The sequence below is a fragment of the Mesorhizobium sp. M7A.F.Ca.MR.245.00.0.0 genome (genome assembly GCF_003997415.1).
In the GTDB taxonomy this organism is placed as follows: Bacteria; Pseudomonadota; Alphaproteobacteria; order Rhizobiales; family Rhizobiaceae; genus Mesorhizobium.
The window spans coordinates 25669-42468 of sequence record NZ_RZTE01000035.1 but is presented as its reverse complement, the minus strand read 5'-3'; the positions used below and the strand labels follow the sequence as shown (position 1 = coordinate 42468).

The window sequence follows — 16800 nt, the reverse complement described above, 5'->3', positions numbered from 1 at the left end:
GGGATTTTTTGTCAAAGAACTAGCTCATGCGATTGAAAGGCTTAGAAAAAGCCCTTCCGCTGCCACCAGCCGCCGCGCTTCGGCTTGTCCTCGGTCTTGTCCTCGGCCTTGGCCGCGGGCTCTTCCGCGACGATGGAAGACACGACCGGCTCGACCGGCGCATTCGCCGCCGGCTTGCGCCGCGACGGGCGGGCCTTCGGTGCCTCCTCGACAGAAGCGATGGCTGCCTCGTCGGATGCGGTGACCGGCGTGTCGACCGGTGCTTCCACCTCCGCAGCCGGCTCATCGGCGACAATTTCGGCCGCGGCCTTCTTTGGCTTGGCCGCGCGACGTGGCTTCTTCGGCTTCTCCGTGGCCGGCGCGTCGTCATTTGCCGGGGCAAGCGCCACCGGCTCTTCGGCTGGTGCAGCAACGACCGGCTCGCTGGCGATCACCTCGGTTGCCCGGACTTCGCCTTCAGAAGCGTCTGCTGTTTCGCCAGCACTTGCCTCAGCCTCGCCTTCACCGTCTTCGCGACGGTTGCGCTTGCCGCCGCGCTTGCCGCGCCGGCGCTTCTTGCCCTGGCCTTCGTCCGAAGCTTCAGCTGTCTCAGACGTTTCGGCAACACCGACAGGGGCGTTGTCGTCCGCTTCCGTGTCGCCATCGCTGGCGGCCGAGTCCGGGTCCGAAAATTCGCTGGCCGGAGCCGAGACGGAAGCACCGTCCGCCGGGGCGCCATGTTCGCGATCGCGATCCTTGCCGCCGCGCCGACGCCGGCGCTTGCGGCGCTTGCGGTCGCGGCCTTCGCCTTCCTCGCCACCGGCGGTAGCAGGTCGGGGTTGTTGCTGCGGCTGCTGGCGCGGCTGTTCGGCCTGCACCGGCGCCTCGTCATCTTCCTCGACGACGACAATCTCGTCCTCGGGCTCTTCCGGCTCGACATAGGCCGGGAAGCTGCGCGCCTCGACGAAGCCTTCCGGCTTTTCAGCCAGCGCGCCGCGGAAGATCGCATAGTGCTGCGAACCCACCGAATCGTCGGCCTCGACGGTGATCGTCAGCCCGAAGCGGCTTTCGAGTTCCACCAGCGTGCCGCGCTTGTGATTGAGCACGTAGAGTGCGGTCGCCGCCGGCGTCCGCACCGTGATGTGGCTGCGGGAATCCTTGAGCAGGAATTCCTCAATCGCCCGCACCACCATCAGCGCGACCGACGAATCGGAGCGTACGTGGCCGGTGCCGCCGCAATGGGGGCAGGGCTTCATGGTCGATTCCAGCACGCTGGCGCGGATGCGCTGGCGTGACATCTCCATCAGGCCGAAATGCGAGATACGGCCGACCTGGATGCGCGCACGATCGTTCTTGAGGTGATCCTTCAGCCGCTTCTCGACGGAGCGGTTGTTGCGGTTCTCCTCCATGTCGATGAAGTCGATGACGATCAGGCCGGCAAGGTCGCGCAGCCTGAGCTGACGCGCGACTTCCTCGGCCGCTTCCAGATTGGTGTGGAGCGCGGTGTCCTCGATCGAGTGCTCCTTGGTGGAGCGGCCCGAATTCACATCGATGGCAACCAGCGCCTCGGTCTGGTTGATGATGATGTAGCCGCCGCTCTTCAGCGTCACCTGCGGCTGCAGCATGCGGTCGAGCTGTGCCTCGATGCCGTTGCGCACGAAGATCGGCGTCGTGTCGCGGAACGGCTGAACCACCTTGGCGTGGCTCGGCATCAGCATGCGCATGAAGTCCTTGGCCTCGCGATAGCCTTCCTCGCCGGAGACAAGAATCTCGTCGATATCCTTGTTGTAGAGGTCGCGCACCGAGCGCTTGATCAGGCTGCCTTCCTCGTAGACCAGGGCAGGGGCCGTGGACTGTAAGGTGAGATTGCGGACATTTTCCCAAAGCCGCATCAGATATTCGTAATCGCGCTTGATCTCGGCCTTGGTGCGGCTCTCGCCGGCGGTGCGCAGGATCACGCCCATGCCCTGCGGCACTTCGAGATCGGCAACGACCTCCTTCAGCCGCTTGCGGTCGACCGCGCTGGTGATCTTGCGCGAAATGCCGCCGCCACGCGCCGTGTTCGGCATCAGCACCGAATAGCGGCCGGCAAGCGACAGATAGGTGGTCAGTGCCGCACCCTTGTTGCCGCGCTCTTCCTTGACGACCTGCACCAAGAGGATCTGCCGGCGCTTGATCACTTCCTGGATCTTGTACTGGCGGCGCACCGGCTTGCGGCGGTTGCGCACTTCTTCCAGCGCGTCCTCGGCGCCGACCGATTCGACCTCGTGATCGTCCGGATGCGAGGACTGCACTTCTTCCAGCATGCCGCGATCATTGTCGCCGGAGGTCGCCTCGCTGCCTTGTTCGGCCTGCGGAACGGCTTCGGAAATCACATCGGCCTCGACCGAGGCGGCGATCGACGTCGGACCGCCTTCGCGGGTTTCGCCTTCGTCCTGCTCGGCGGAATCCTGGCCATGTTCGGACGCATCGGCATGTTCGGACGCATCGGCCGCATGTTCGATGATCTCGGACGTGTGCGAGATCTCCTCGAAACCAGCGTCGGCGCCCTCTTCCGCCTCGTCGGCAGTGTCGCTTGCCTCGCCGGAATCGGCAGCATCACGCTTGTGCTCGCCCCGGTCGCGGGGCTTGCCGCCGCGCCTGCGGCCGCGCCGTCCGCGATCGCGGCTCTGGCGATCATCGCCGTCGCCGTCCTCGTTCTCTTCGTCCTCAGCCTCCTGCGCTTCCGCGCGCAGCAGTGCCTGACGATCGGCGACCGGAATCTGGTAATAGTCGGGGTGAATTTCACTGAAGGCGAGAAAACCGTGACGGTTGCCGCCATATTCGACAAAGGCTGCCTGAAGGGAGGGCTCTACGCGCGTTACGCGGGCTAGGTAGATGTTTCCTTTGAGCTGCTTCTTGTCCTGGGATTCAAAGTCGAATTCTTCAATACGGTTACCGCGTATGACGACAACGCGTGTTTCCTCCGGGTGGGAGGCGTCTATCAGCATTTTGTTGGGCATTATTTCGTTTCCCCCCGGCAGCCGTCAGCCGCAGCTTGCGAGGCAAAGCCTGCTGCTGCGTGCCTGGGATGTGGGTGCCGGATATTTGAACGTCCGTCGGCCGCCGCTTGAGCGCCATGGCGGTGCCGCCCGCAGCCATAATGGCGCGGTTTGATGCGGACCTTTCCATGATTGCGCTTGAAGCCATCGTCACCAACAGAACCTTTTGAACCAAAGCCCGGACGAACCGGACCAGCTTGTTTGCTCATACAGAGCCGGCACGGGAACAAACCCGGCCGTTTTCCTCACGCAGGCGATTCCCCCGCCACGGGAGCACGCCTGCGAAATTCGTCGCGATCACCTGAACCCTTTTCGCCTAAAGCGAAAGGAGCCGCCTTTACGTCTGACCCTGTAGCAAGAAGCTGCGGAGGAGGGCGGTTCCAGGATTGCAGTGATCCACCATCGCTTTTATGATTTGGCGGGGTGGAAGGCAACCCCGATTTCCGATGCCGGCAAAAAGCCGTTCCGTAGCGTAAGCCAGGCTTGCGGCCCTTGCGTGAAAAGGCTTGGTTAACCTTCTCTGGATACCAATCGTTAATCGAGTTCGCGGCCTAACCGGCATTTCGACGAAACGACCGGCGCCGGGCGCCAAACCGGGAGCGACTGGAAGAGAGATGGGATTGGCGGACTTCACAGACAAGGGATGTCGTGTCGGCGGCCGGATCCTGGCCGCTTTCGCCCTCTTGCTGCTGCTGGCGGTCTCATCTGCCTTGTCCTCAAAAGCCAATGCCGCCGACGCTCCGCTCGTGGCAAAAGGTTACAAGATGGCCGGCGATGCCACCAAGATGCGCATCGTCATGGACTTCGATCGCGAACCCGATATCAAATGGTTCCTGCTGCGCGGTCCCAACCGTCTTGTCATCGATCTCGCGAATACGAGATTCGCCGTTGATGCCAAGGATTTGAAGGCGCGGGGCCTGGTCAAGGGCGTGCGTCTGGGCGCGCTTAGCGAGGGCGTTTCGCGGCTGATCCTCACCGGCAAGGGTCCCTTTGCCGTCGACAAGCTCGACGTGCTCAAGAACGAGGACGGAACCGGCTACCGCATTGCCATCGACATGTCGGCGGCATCCGAGCGCGAGTTCGATGTGGCGCTGGCCAATCAGGCGCTGACCACCGGATCGACCGTTTCGACCGACAAGGGAGGGCGGGTCGGCACCGGACCGGTTTCCAATCCGGGTCATCGGTTCACCGTCGTCATCGATCCCGGCCATGGCGGCATCGACGGCGGTGCCGAGGGCCTGAACGGCACCATCGAGAAGAATGTCACGCTGGCCTTCGCCACGGAGCTGCGCGACAAACTCGCAGCCGTTGGCAATTATGATGTGTTCATGACGCGCGACACAGACGAATTCCTGCGTCTTGATGACCGCGTGCGCATCGCCCGTCAGCATGAGGCCGACCTGCTTATTTCGATCCATGCCGACACGATCAGCGTCAAGGGCATTCGCGGCGCCACCGTCTACACCGTCTCCGACAAGGCTTCGGACCCCGAGGCGCAGGCGCTCGCCGACCGAGAAAACCTCTCCGATCAGTTCGCCGGCATGGAAATCAAGAACGACAACAAGGAAGTCACCGACATCCTGATCGACCTGATCCGCCGCGAAACGCACAATTTCTCGATGAGTTTCGCCCACACGCTGGTTGGCCAGTTGTCGACCAGCGTCGGCCTCATCAACAATCCGCAGCGTTCGGCGGGCTTCAAGGTGCTCAAGGCACCCGACGTGCCGTCGGTGCTGGTCGAACTCGGTTATCTCTCGAACGCCAAGGACGAGGCGCAGTTGCTCAACGCCGACTGGCGCGGCAAGGCGGCCCAGAGTATAACCAACGCCGTCGCGCTGTTCGCGTCGGCCAAGGCCGGACCGGGAACCGGAGGTTGACATGACCGGCGGCGCCTGCAACCAGAGGCGGCGTTGCGCGACGACAACACCCAATGCTTTTTATTTCCGGCTCGCGACCGCGAAATCAGGCATTGCCGTATTTTGTCCACATGGCGGCGACAAGGGTTTTCGATTACGGATTGGGACCGGCTCGAAAGCTTGCGCGAAAGGCGGCTTCGTTTAGGAAATTCCCGAACCAAGGACTGGAGCGGGTATGATTCGTCTCATTGGCTATTTTTTCGGCATCGGCACGACGCTGGCCCTTCTGGTCGCGGCGGGCGTTGCCATCTACATCGGCCATTTGTCGAAGGATCTGCCCGATTACGAGGTGCTGGCCAAATACGAGCCGCCGGTGACCACCCGCATCCATGCGTCTGACGGCGCGCTGATGGCCGAATACGCGCGCGAACGGCGCCTGTATCTGCCGATCCAGGCCATACCGGACCGCGTCAAGGCGGCCTTCCTGTCGGCCGAAGACAAGAATTTCTACAATCACCCGGGCATCGATGTGACCGGCCTCGGCCGCGCCATCATCGTCAACCTGCAGAATCTCGGCTCGGGTCGGCGTCAGGTCGGCGCCTCGACGATCACCCAGCAGGTGGCGAAGAACTTCCTGCTGTCCTCGGACCAGACCTACGAGCGCAAGATCAAGGAGATGATCCTCGCCTTCCGCATCGAGCAGGCCTATCCCAAGGATCGCATTCTCGAACTCTACCTCAACGAAATCTTCTTCGGCTTCGGCGCCTATGGCGTCGCCGGTGCGGCGCTGACCTATTTCGACAAGTCGGTCAACGAACTGTCGGTGGCCGAGGCCGCCTACCTGGCTTCGCTGCCCAAGGGGCCGAACAACTACCACCCTTTCAAGCATGCCGATCGCGCGATCGAGCGCCGCAACTGGGTCATCGACCAGATGGTCGAGAACGGCTACGTCACGCGTGAGGAAGGCAACAAGGCCAAGGCCGAGCCGTTGGGCGTGACGCCGCGCCGCAGCGGCACCTATCTGTTCGCCGGCGAGTACTTCACCGAAGAGGTGCGCCGCCAGATCATCGCCCGCTACGGCGAGAATGCGCTCTACGAAGGCGGCCTCTCCGTCCGCACCACGCTCGATCCGAAGATCCAGCTCATTGCCCGCAAATCGATGCAGAACGGGTTGATGAAATACGACACGCTGCGCGGCTATCGCGGGCCGGTGACATCGATCGACGTGTCGGGCGACTGGGGCGTGCCGCTTGGCGCCGTGAAGGGGCTGGAGGATGTTCCCGAATGGTCGCTCGCCGTCGTCCTCGACAGTTCGGCGACCGGGCTGTCGATCGGCCTGCAGCCCGCACGGCAGGCGTCGGGCGAGATCGTCAAGGAGCGGGTCGAAGGCACCGTCAGCAAGGAGGACATGGGTTTTGCCATGCGCCATGTGGTTGCCGGCAAGACCGTCAAGGCCAAGTCGCCGGCGGAGGTGCTGAAGCCGGGCGACGTCATCTTCGTGCAGAAAAACGATGGTGCCGACGGCACCTATAGCCTGCGCCAGGTGCCGGAAGTGGAGGGCGGCCTGATCGCCATGGATCCGCACACCGGCCGCGTGCTGGCCATGGTCGGCGGCTTCTCCTATGCGCAGTCCGAATTCAACCGCGCCACGCAAGCCATGCGCCAGCCGGGTTCCTCGTTCAAGCCGATCGTCTATTCGGCAGCGCTCGACAATGGCTATACGCCGGCCTCGGTGATCATGGACGGGCCGATCACGATCCAGAGCGGCAACACGAGCTGGACGCCCAAGAACTATGACGGCACCGTCGCCGGTCCGGCCACCCTGCGCTCCGGCATCGAGAAGTCGCGCAACCTGATGACGGTGCGGCTTGCCAATGACATGGGCATGAAGCTGGTCGTCGAATATGCCGAGCGCTTCGGTGTCTACGACCATCTGGCACCCTATCTGCCGATGGCGCTGGGTTCCGGCGAAACCACCGTGATGCGCATGGTGTCGGCCTATTCGATCATGGCCAATGGCGGCAAGTCGATCAAACCGTCGCTCATCGACCGCATCCAGGACCGCTACGGCAAGACGGTGTTCAAGCAGGACGAACGTGGCTGCCAGGGCTGCAATGCGCCCGAATGGCAGAACCAGCCGGAGCCGGAACTCGTCGACAATTCCGAGCAGGTGCTCGATCCGATGACGGCCTACCAGATCACCTCGATGATGGAAGGTGTCGTGCAGCGCGGCACCGGCGCCACCATCAGTGAACTCGGCCGTCACATCGCCGGCAAGACCGGAACGACCAACGACGAAAAGGATGCCTGGTTCATCGGTTACACGCCCAACCTCGTCGTCGGCCTCTACATGGGCTACGACACGCCGCGCGGACTCGGCCATGGCGCCACCGGTGGCGGCCTCGCGGCCCCGATCTTCAAGGACTTCATGCGGGTGGCGCTGGACGGCACGCCCAATGTCGACTTCAAGGTGCCCGAAGGCATGAACCTTGTCGCCATCAACCGCAAGACCGGCATGCGTGCCGCATCGGGCGATCCGGGCACCATCATCGAAGCCTTCAAGCCGGGTACCGGTCCCGCCGACAGCTATTGGGTCATCGGCATGGGCGCCGACGGCTCCAATGCCACCGGTGGCGCGTTGTCACCGCAGGCCAACCAGGCCATCCAGTCCGGCGGCGGCGGCCTCTACTGACGATTTTCATGAGCGGATGGGCTGGCCTTGGCGCCAGCCCATTTTGCTTTACAGCCGGCGGCGGCCTGCCTATGTATCGCGCCGACCGACTTCAGCAAACAGGACAGAACAGCCAGCCATGCGCGCGGAAACGCAGAATATTGTCGACGAGATCAGGCAGGCGATAACCCTGCTGAGGAGGCATCTTTGACTGGGATCAGGCCATAAAGCGGCTTGAATACCTCAATGTGCGCGCCGAGGACGCCAGCCTCTGGAACGAGCCGCTGGAAGCGCAGAAGCTGATGCGCGAGCGCCAGGGCCTCGAAGAGGGCATCGCCTCGGTGAAAGGTCTGACGCAGGCGCTGGAAGACAATATCGGCCTGATCCAGCTCGGCGAGGAAGAGCGCGACGAGGGGGTCATTGCCGAGGCCGAAGCCGCGATCCGCTCGATGCAAGGCGAAGCGAAGGCCCGCCAGGTCGAGACGCTGCTGTCGGGTGAAGCAGATTCCAACGACACCTATCTCGAAATCCATGCCGGTGCCGGCGGCACCGAAAGCCAGGACTGGGCCTCGATGCTGCTGCGCATGTACACGCGCTGGGCCGAGCGCCGTCGCTTCAAGGTCGAAGTGCTGGAAATGCATGACGGCGAAGAGGCCGGCATCAAGTCGGCCACGTTGATGATCAAAGGCCACAATGCCTATGGCTGGATGAAGACGGAATCGGGCGTTCATCGCCTGGTGCGTATTTCGCCCTATGACAGCAATGCGCGCCGGCATACGTCCTTCGCCAGCGTCTGGGTCTATCCGGTCATCGACGACACGATCGAGATCGACGTCTCGGAATCGGATGTCCGCATCGATACTTATCGCTCGTCCGGCTCGGGCGGCCAGCACGTCAACACCACCGATTCGGCGGTGCGCATCACGCATCTGGCCACCGGCATTGCGGTTGCCTGCCAGGCCGAACGTTCGCAGCACAAGAACAAGGCCAAGGCCTGGGAGATGCTGCGCTCGCGCCTTTACGAGGAAGAGCTGAAGAAGCGCGAGGCGGTTGCAAACGCCACCGAAGCGTCGAAGAGCGATATAGGCTGGGGTCACCAGATACGCTCCTATGTGCTGCAGCCCTACCAGCTGGTGAAGGATCTCCGCACCGGCGTCGAGAGCACCAGCCCGTCGAGCGTGCTCGATGGCGACCTCGACGATTTCATGGAAGCCTCGTTGTCGCAGCGCATCGAAGGCGGTGCGGGCGAAGCCGTAGCAGACCTGGATTAGGATATGTCCATGTTCAGGTGAGGCTAGCCTGACCTCAATCTGAACATATCCCTGCGCACCGCAGCGACGGAGGAGAGGATTGGCGAGCAAGCTCACCGGAAAGTGCTTTTGCGGCGCGGTTCACTACGAGGTCGCCGACGAATTCCTCTATGCCGCGAATTGCCATTGTTCGGACTGTCGGCGCACCACCGGTTCGGCCTTCAAGCCTTTCGCCGGTATCGAGCGTGAAAAGCTTGTCCTCACCGAAGGCGGGGACAAGCTCCTGATCTTTGGCGACGAAAGCGGCCATAACGCGCATTGCGGCCGGTGCGGCTCCTTGCTTTATTCGCTGGTGCGCGACGGCGCCTACGTCCATGTCGCCATGGGAACGCTCGTCAACGACCCGTCCATCCGCCCGACCGAGCACATCTTCGTCGGTTCGAAGGCGGGCTGGTTCACCATCACCGATGACCTGCCGCAGCATCAAGAGCACGTGATTGCCGGCTCTGACCAGCAATAGGCTGGAACCACAGCGGGCCAATTCCGTTTATTCGAGGCCCGTTTGCCGGGAATTGACCTTGGCCTCATCTCGTCGGCGGTAGCGGATACCTGACGTTTATAGAACGACGTCGGGAATGCATCTTCTTGCGCCGACCAAGGAATCAGCCCAGCATCCAAACGCTGGGAGAGAAAAAGCATTTATGGCCGGACGCGGCATATCTGCGACCCGACGATCCGGCCACTGGGAAGATACGTTCCGGGAACGGGCAAGCGAAACGCTTGAGCTCGTTTGAAAGGAACGCGTCATGTCTGCTGCCACACTCAGATCGGCCAATGCCGTTCAACCGGCTGGCCGACTTTTGTTTTCCCTGTTCGCGATCGGCGCGATGGCAATGCTGACGGCACCCGCCTTCGCGCATGACGCCACACCCACGGCGGCAAAGCCACAGGGCTGGAGTTATCCGTTCGCATGCTGCGCCAACTATGATTGTCGCACGACCCATACAGGCGAAGTGCTGGAGAAACCCGAGGGCTATGTCATCGCCGGAACGGGTGAGATCGTTCCAATGACCGACAAGCGTGTCAAGGACAGCCCGGACGGCGAGTTCCATTGGTGTGCGCACCAAGCGGGCCTCGACGCCGGCAAGACAATCTGCCTGTTCGTGCCGCCGCGCTCTTATTGACGACAGGATGGTGGTCGGACGTCCGCGGTCGCGTGTGACCGGGGCCGCAGGCCGGTTTGCGCGGTTCGGGTGATGCCTGCCGACAGACAGTTGTCAGGAGCACCTCTTTATGCTGCCTTTGCCGCACAGGGCGGCGGGCGACAGGAGGAGTTCGTTGATGACCATCAAGGCAAGCTGTCATTGCAAGGCGACGACATTCGAGGTTTCGCAGGCACCGCAGACGGTGACGCAATGCACCTGTTCTTTCTGCTCGAAACGCGGCTCGCTCTGGGCCTACTACGTGCCTTCGCAATTCAAGCTCACCAGCCCGATGGAGAGCGTCTCTTTCTACCGCTGGGGATCGAAAACCGTAAAGCACGGTTTTTGCGCCACCTGCGGCTGCGGCACCTTTACCGAAACGCCGGACTGGTCGACCGGCGAGCCGGATTTCGACAATCCCAAGATCAGCGTCAACTCGCGGCTGTTCGACGATTACGATATCGACAAGGTCGAAGTTGTTGTCATAGACGGCAAGAACCTCTGGTAGCCTGATCCGAACGATTGCGGCCCGGCGATGCGGCGCTATCACTGTGTATCGGTCCCTCGGGAAAAGCCGTGAGCGGCGCTTTTGCCGTTCCGCTTTTCGCCGCAATTCGTGGTACAAGTCGCGGGAAGGGCTGATTTGGCGCCACCGCAAGGCGTGACTTGGAGAGGGACGATCCTATGAAAAAGACTGTGCTCGTCGTCGTGGCGACGGCTGTGCTCGTGAGCGCCTGCACCACCACCGATCCGTATACGGGCGACCAGAAGATTTCCAACACGGCGGCAGGCGCCGGCCTTGGTGCTCTGGCGGGTGCAAGCCTTGGCCTGCTTGCCGGCGGCAATGACCGCCGCAACGCGCTGGCCGGCGGCGCCATCGGCGCCACCATGGACCAGAACGAGGCCGAACTGCGCCGGCAGCTCGAGGGCACCGGTGTCAGTGTCACCCGCAGCGGCGACCAGATCATCCTCAACATGCCGTCCGACATCACCTTCAACTCGGATCAGGATGCGGTGAAGCCCGGCTTCTACCAGGTCCTAAACTCTGTCGCGCTGGTGCTGAAGAAGTTCAAGCAGACCACGGTCGACGTGTTCGGCCACACCGATTCGACCGGTGGCGACCAGCACAATTTCGATCTGTCGCAGCGTCGTGCTTTGGCGGTGGCGAACTATCTGTCCGGTCAGGGCGTGGATCAGCGGCGCTTCGCAGTCACCGGCTTCGGCAAGACGCGCCCGGTCGCGTCCAATGCCACGGCCGAAGGTCGCGCCCAAAACCGCCGCGTCGAGATCCAGCTTTCGCCGCTCACCTGATTTGTACGGCAAACCAATGCGAAACGGCTCCCATGGGGGCCGTTTTTGTTTGAGCGGATGTAGCATTGTTGAATTAGCTGTTGCTAAAATGTATCTTTCCCGCAGCTATGGAAAGGAATAGCATCATCGCTGTTCCTGAGGGGATGAGGCGGTGTCACTGGCCGCGCAATCAGCATTTTTCCGCCTCGGTCTGCACGGCCAGATCAGAAATCTGGGAGGAATGCATGACAAGAACAGCCAGCCTTGGGCGCTGCGGCGTCCTCGTTTTGACAGGTTTGGTAGGCGCGTGGCTGAACGTTGCTTCGGCTCGCGCCGAGGACGCCAACAAGGCCGACATCGAAGCCTTGAAGAAGTCGCTCGCCAAATATGAGGATTACACCGCTGCCGTCCGCGACCTCTATCTGTCGACCGTCGGCTGCGTCCACTACAGCGGAGAAAAGATACCGGGCGCGATGGACTACCCGAAGGGCGCCATGGGCATCCACTTCGTCAATGTCCCGAGTGTCGGCCAGAAGCTCGATCCGATGAGGCCGAACGTGCTGATCTACGAGCCGACCAAGGAAGGCCTGAAGTTGGTCGGAGTGGAATGGCTGGTGCCGCTGACGCCGGACACCAAGGAGCCGCCCAAGCTGTTTGGCCAAACCTTCATGGGGCCTATGGAGGGGCACTACCCTCTCATCCCGAAGGAGTTCGTCCATTACGACCTTCATGCCTGGCTCGGGGACAATCCGAACGGCATGTTCAGCCCGACGAACCCGAACGTGAAATGCAACGAGGCCGAGTTTCCGATGCTGGAAAAACCGACCAAGATGATGCCTGGGCCGATGTAACGGGCGAGCCAGGCTGAAAGAGCTTTGCCGAGAAGGCAAGCCCGATGGCTTGCTTGCTTTCGAAGCGGTCGGGATCAGACCTTGGCGACGATCCGCATGAAGGCCGGCATGTCGTCGCCGAAGCCAACGGTGGAATCATTGTCTTCCTGGTGGCGTTGGCGGGCAGGGCGGCTGTTGTCACGCTGCGGCCGGGTGTCGCCGCGTTCGGGTGCGCGCTGTTCATTGCGATCGGATGATTTGCGCTCGGTGTTTTCCGAACGGATCGCTTCCTTGCGCGAACGCCGTTCGCCGATGTCGGCGGCTGCGGCCTCGGCCACCGGCTGATCCTCGCGCACTGTTTCCGGTGCGGCATCTTCGCTGCGCTTGGCGTGGCGTTCGCGCGGTTTGCGCTCGCCGCTCTTTTCCCTGCCGCGGTCGTCTTCCTTGCGGCCGGCACGGCGCGGCGCGCCCTTGCCACGGCGCGGAGCATCGTCCTCGCCTTCGCTGGCAACCACCGTCGACAAGTCGCCGTCATGCCACTCGATCTTGTTGCCGATCAGACGTTCGATGGCATCGATGTATTTGGTGTCAGATTTGGTCGCGATGGTGAAGGATTTTCCGGAGCGTCCGGCGCGTCCGGTGCGGCCGATACGGTGGACATAGTCCTCGGCGTGGATCGGCACGTCATAGTTGAAGACATGGCTGACATCGGGGATGTCGAGGCCGCGCGCGGCAACGTCGGAAGCGACGAGGTAGCGCAGCTTGCCGTCGCGGAAATTGGCCAGCATCTGCATGCGCGCGCGCTGGTCCATGTCGCCATGCAGCGCACCGGCGTCGAAATCATGCTTCAGCAGCGAGCGGAACAGCTCCGACACTTCGACCTTGCGGTTGCAGAAGATGATGGCGTTCTTCAGTTCGGCGTCTTCGGCCTTGATCAAATTGCGCAGCGTCTCGCGCTTGTCCCATGGCTTGGAGCCTGATTTGACCAGCCGTTGGGTGATGTTGGTCGCTGCGGACGCGGCCTTCGAGACCTCGACTCGTATCGGCGCATGCAGGAACTTTTCGGTGAGCTTGGTGATTTCGGGCGGCATCGTCGCCGAAAAGAACAGCGTCTGCCTGGTGAACGGGATCATTTCGCAGATGCGCTCGATGTCGGGAATGAAGCCCATGTCGAGCATGCGGTCCGCTTCGTCGATGACGAGGATCTCGACGCCGTTGAGCAACAGCTTGCCGCGCTCGCGGTGATCGAGCAGACGGCCGGGTGTCGCGATCAGCACGTCGGCGCCACGCTCCAGCTTCTTGTCCTGTTCGTCGAACGACACGCCGCCGATCAGAAGCGCGATGTTGAGCTTGTGGTTCTTGCCGTATTTGACGAAGTTTTCCTCGACCTGAGCGGCGAGCTCGCGCGTCGGCTCCAGAATGAGCGTGCGCGGCATGCGAGCGCGGGCGCGGCCCTTTTCCAGCCTTGTGAGCATCGGCAACACGAAGGAGGCCGTCTTGCCGGTGCCGGTCTGGGCAATGCCCAGCACGTCCTTGCCCAGCAGGGCATGCGGAATGGCGCCCGCCTGGATCGGCGTCGGCTCGGTGTAGCCGGCGTCGGTGACTGCGGAAAGGACCTTCGGCGACAGGCCGAGGTCTGAAAAGGTCAACGCTTCTGGAGCGGTCGTGGTGTCTGAGGACAAGTGTTGTTGTCTTTGGCTGGTTCGGGGAAGCGCAACGGCGTCTAATGGCGTCTGTCGCGGCAAGCGCCACGCGCCTGCAAGATTGGTATTGCAATTAGGAGCAAGCCCTCGATTTGTCAACAGAAACGGGCAGCAATGGCACGATTGTGAAGTTGTAACCTTAATCGGGATGCTTAATCGAGCTGTCGGTCGCAGCGCCGGCTCAATAGCGGAACTGTTCGGCGAGAATACGCTCGTTCCAGGAATGATTGGGATCGAACAGCAACGTTGCTGTCGCCGTTGGTGATTCTCGCACCGTCACCGAGGTCACGGCCTTGACCTCGGTATGGTCGGCGGCGGCGTTTACCGGCCGCTTTTCCGGCTCGCGGATGTCGAAGCGGACGGTCGCCTTGTTGGAGAGCAGTGCGCCGCGCCAGCGGCGCGGGCGAAATGGGCTGACCGGGGTCAGCGCCAGCAGCGGCGCGTCGAGCGGCAGGATCGGTCCATGCGCCGAAAGATTGTAGGCGGTGGACCCGGCCGGGGTTGCGATCATGACGCCGTCGCAGTTCAGTTCCTCAAGCCGGACCTGTTCGTCGACGGTGATGCGGATCTTGGCCGTCTGGTACGACTGGCGCCACAGCGCCACCTCGTTGATCGCCAGTGCCGAAATCGTTTCGCCTTCCGAGGTCACGGCCAGCATCTCCAGCGGGCGGATCGTTTCGGCGACGGCGGCCTCGAGACGCTCGGTGAGGCCGCCGGAACGATATTCGTTCATAAGGAATCCGATGGTGCCACGGTTCATGCCGTAGACCTTCTTGCCGGTCCCCATCGTGTCGCGCAGGGTCTGCAGCAGGAAACCGTCACCCCCAAGCGCAACGACGATCCCGGCCTCCTCGACGGAAGACTGGCCATAGCGCGCCGACAGGCTTTCCAGCGCCGTCTTGGCGTCAGCGGTGTCGGACGAGACGAAGGCGATGCGGCTGGCGGCTTTGCTCATGGCTCCCCGATGACGACCGATTGGCAGCGGCCGGTTGCTGGGCCGCGCCAGCGCCGGGGTAGCATGGGCGGGGTACGTCTGCAAAGGGAGGTACCATCCCGGATGGCAACGCCATCCCGGATGATACGGCCATGCCGGTCGGCGGATGCGGGCATGCCGTTCGCGTATCATGTCAAAGGCTACGCGAATGTGATGGTTAAGACGGGCCTTAAAGTCTCGTAAAGCCGGATCGGTCATGTTAGCCGGCAGTGGATGGGTGGCGTGGGGGCTAGCCAGTCGAGGCCGACATATTGCCGGTAACACGCCTGATCATCGTCTTCCTGATGCTGGGAAGCTTCGCGCTGCTCTTTGCCGAACTGGTGCGCCAGTCCGAAGAGACGAGCTTCCGGCCGCAGCCCACGGCGTCGCGCTGTGGTGATGCAGCCGGGGCGCCATGCCCGCAAAGGGCGCTGTAGCCCTGAAATGTCCTGATCATCCTCGCGATGACGGGCAGCATCGGCGGTCGCTTCGATGCGCGACATCGCGCGGCAGTTTCTCTGCTTAAAAGCAGAGGCCGGTCGGCCGCCGCACGTTCCACTTGTGAAGGCTTGCTGTTTGCACTCGCGGCGCTTGGCGGTGTAGATGGGTGCATCGATTGGCGGAAAGGCTTATGGGTAGCTCGCATCCGCTGTTGTTGGGAAACAAGCCCTGGGCTCGTTGACTGGCCGGTGTCTGGAGCGGGGGTTTTCCATGTCACGCAGCGTGTTGATCTCTGGCGGCTGCGGTTTCCTGGGCTCGCATCTGGTCGACCGTCTGTTGCGGCGAAGCGATCTGGAAAAGCTGGTCGTCGTCGACAATCTTTGGACCGGGACGCGAGACAACATCGCGCATGTCGCCGATCCGCGTTTCGATCTGCAGATTGCCGACGCCGAAAGCTTTTCATCCCTTCAGCGCTTCGATGAGATCATCCATCTCGCGTCGCCGGCGTCGCCGCTTTGGTACATGCGCGAGCCGGTACGCACGATCAAGGCCAATATCGGCGGCGCGCTCAATCTTCTGACGCTGCTCAAGCCCGGCGGTCGCTTCTGCTTCGCCTCGACCTCGGAAGTCTACGGCGACCCCCTGGTTTCACCGCAACCCGAGAGTTACAGGGGATCGGTGGACTGCACCGGTCCCAGGGCTTCCTATGATGAAAGCAAGCGCTGCACAGAGGCATTGCTGTTCGAGCAGCAGCGGGTCGGCGGGCTCGACATTCGCGTCGTCAGGATCTTCAACACATATGGGCCACGAACCCGCATCGACGATGGACGCGCCGTCTCGAATTTCGCCGTCCAGGCTCTGACAACCGGAGTTCTGACGGTTTATGGCGACGGCTCCCAATCGCGCAGTTGGGGTTATGTCGACGATATCGTCGAGGGGCTGGAACGTTACTTCTGGCGCGACGGCATCTCGCATCGCGGTCCTCTGAACATTGGCAACGACCACGAGGTTTCGGTCCTGCGCATCGCGGAATTCGTAAGATCGCTTGTCCCCGGCAGCCGCATCGAGCACCACCCTCCAGCTCCCCAGGATCCGACAAATCGGTGTCCGGACCTGACTTTGGCGAGGCATGTCCTTCCTGGCTGGGAAGCGAGGACGAGCTATCAGGAAGGCATCGGGCGCACCTTCGATTGGTTCCGCCAGCGAATTGCGGCCGCGAGCATTTCGGCCTCCACGGCCTGACGCGTCCGGTATCGCGGCTAAACCTCTTTCTGCCTGCTCACTCAGTCACCATCTCATCGGGCGCATCGTCAGTCGCCGAGCAATGGCCGTACCCACGAAAGATATTGACTGTATGTTTAGTCATAGTTACTCCTGAGGTCGCGAATTGAGTTGGACAGCCGACGCCAGCCGGTGAATGGCCACAATGAAGAGGGGACTATCTCGATCACGATGCGGCTTGCCGTTGCCGGCGCGCCGCATGCCGCAACTGCGATGTCGACGGCCGGGCTCGAGCCGGTCGGCATTGCCGCGGCCATCTTTTCGTCAGCAGGAAACGGACCTG

The 16800-nt window shown here is 62.3% G+C and carries 14 protein-coding genes; 11 read left to right on the top strand and 3 right to left on the bottom strand.

Annotated elements, in window-relative coordinates; genetic code table 11:
- Positions 1 to 41: 41 nt before the first annotated feature.
- Positions 42 to 2981 (bottom strand): ribonuclease E/G, encoded by a 2940-nt coding sequence (locus tag EOB80_RS26560; protein WP_127330790.1) that lies wholly within the window; start codon positions 2979 to 2981, stop codon positions 42 to 44.
- Between the two features lie 653 nt (positions 2982 to 3634).
- On the opposite strand from EOB80_RS26560, the gene EOB80_RS26555 reads away from it, so the two are divergent.
- The 9 genes from EOB80_RS26555 (at position 3635) to EOB80_RS26515 (ending at position 12140) form a co-directional block, all read left to right on the top strand.
- Positions 3635 to 4897, top strand: coding sequence for an N-acetylmuramoyl-L-alanine amidase (locus EOB80_RS26555; RefSeq protein WP_127330788.1), 1263 nt, complete (start codon positions 3635 to 3637; stop codon positions 4895 to 4897).
- A gap of 1 nt (position 4898) precedes the next feature.
- Positions 4899 to 5081, top strand: a complete 183-nt coding sequence (locus EOB80_RS26550; protein WP_127323273.1) for a hypothetical protein — start codon at positions 4899 to 4901, stop codon at positions 5079 to 5081.
- A gap of 30 nt (positions 5082 to 5111) precedes the next feature.
- On the top strand, positions 5112 to 7568 hold the full coding sequence (locus tag EOB80_RS26545; RefSeq protein ID WP_127330786.1) for a penicillin-binding protein 1A: 2457 nt from the start codon (positions 5112 to 5114) through the stop codon (positions 7566 to 7568).
- 118 nt (positions 7569 to 7686) lie between these two features.
- Positions 7687 to 8818, top strand: a protein-coding gene (gene prfB, locus EOB80_RS26540) for a peptide chain release factor 2 (protein WP_127330784.1) whose coding sequence is annotated in 2 segments (ribosomal slippage) — positions 7687 to 7752 and positions 7754 to 8818 — 1131 coding nt in all. Because the reading frame shifts where the segments join, the coding sequence is not laid out codon by codon here.
- A 79-nt stretch (positions 8819 to 8897) separates the two neighbouring features.
- Complete coding sequence (locus EOB80_RS26535) at positions 8898 to 9317, top strand: GFA family protein (protein ID WP_127330782.1); 420 nt, start codon at positions 8898 to 8900, stop codon at positions 9315 to 9317.
- Between the two features lie 286 nt (positions 9318 to 9603).
- Positions 9604 to 9981 carry a hypothetical protein gene (locus tag EOB80_RS26530; protein WP_023812122.1) on the top strand — a complete coding sequence of 126 codons (378 nt, stop codon included), beginning with the start codon at positions 9604 to 9606 and terminating at the stop codon, positions 9979 to 9981.
- A gap of 157 nt (positions 9982 to 10138) precedes the next feature.
- A complete protein-coding gene (locus tag EOB80_RS26525; protein WP_127330780.1) occupies positions 10139 to 10507 on the top strand; it encodes a GFA family protein in 369 nt (122 codons plus the stop codon).
- A 176-nt stretch (positions 10508 to 10683) separates the two neighbouring features.
- On the top strand, positions 10684 to 11310 hold the full coding sequence (locus EOB80_RS26520) for an OmpA family protein (protein WP_127330778.1): 627 nt from the start codon (positions 10684 to 10686) through the stop codon (positions 11308 to 11310).
- Positions 11311 to 11534: 224 nt separating this feature from the next.
- A complete protein-coding gene (locus EOB80_RS26515) occupies positions 11535 to 12140 on the top strand; it encodes a hypothetical protein (RefSeq protein WP_127330776.1) in 606 nt (201 codons plus the stop codon).
- Between the two features lie 74 nt (positions 12141 to 12214).
- Here the strand turns inward: EOB80_RS26515 and EOB80_RS26510 are convergent, their stop codons facing one another.
- Positions 12215 to 13801: a DEAD/DEAH box helicase gene (locus EOB80_RS26510; protein ID WP_164762729.1), complete on the bottom strand. Its 1587-nt coding sequence runs from the start codon at positions 13799 to 13801 to the stop codon at positions 12215 to 12217.
- A gap of 202 nt (positions 13802 to 14003) precedes the next feature.
- A complete protein-coding gene (locus tag EOB80_RS26505; protein ID WP_023812117.1) occupies positions 14004 to 14777 on the bottom strand; it encodes an NAD kinase in 774 nt (257 codons plus the stop codon).
- Positions 14778 to 15067: 290 nt separating this feature from the next.
- Between EOB80_RS26505 and EOB80_RS34635 the strand changes: the two genes are divergently transcribed.
- Entirely contained in the window at positions 15068 to 15232 is a 165-nt protein-coding gene (locus tag EOB80_RS34635) for a hypothetical protein (RefSeq protein ID WP_164748845.1), read from the top strand.
- Between the two features lie 274 nt (positions 15233 to 15506).
- Entirely contained in the window at positions 15507 to 16478 is a 972-nt protein-coding gene (locus EOB80_RS26500; RefSeq protein ID WP_127330774.1) for an NAD-dependent epimerase/dehydratase family protein, read from the top strand.
- The last annotated feature ends 322 nt before the right edge of the window (positions 16479 to 16800 follow it).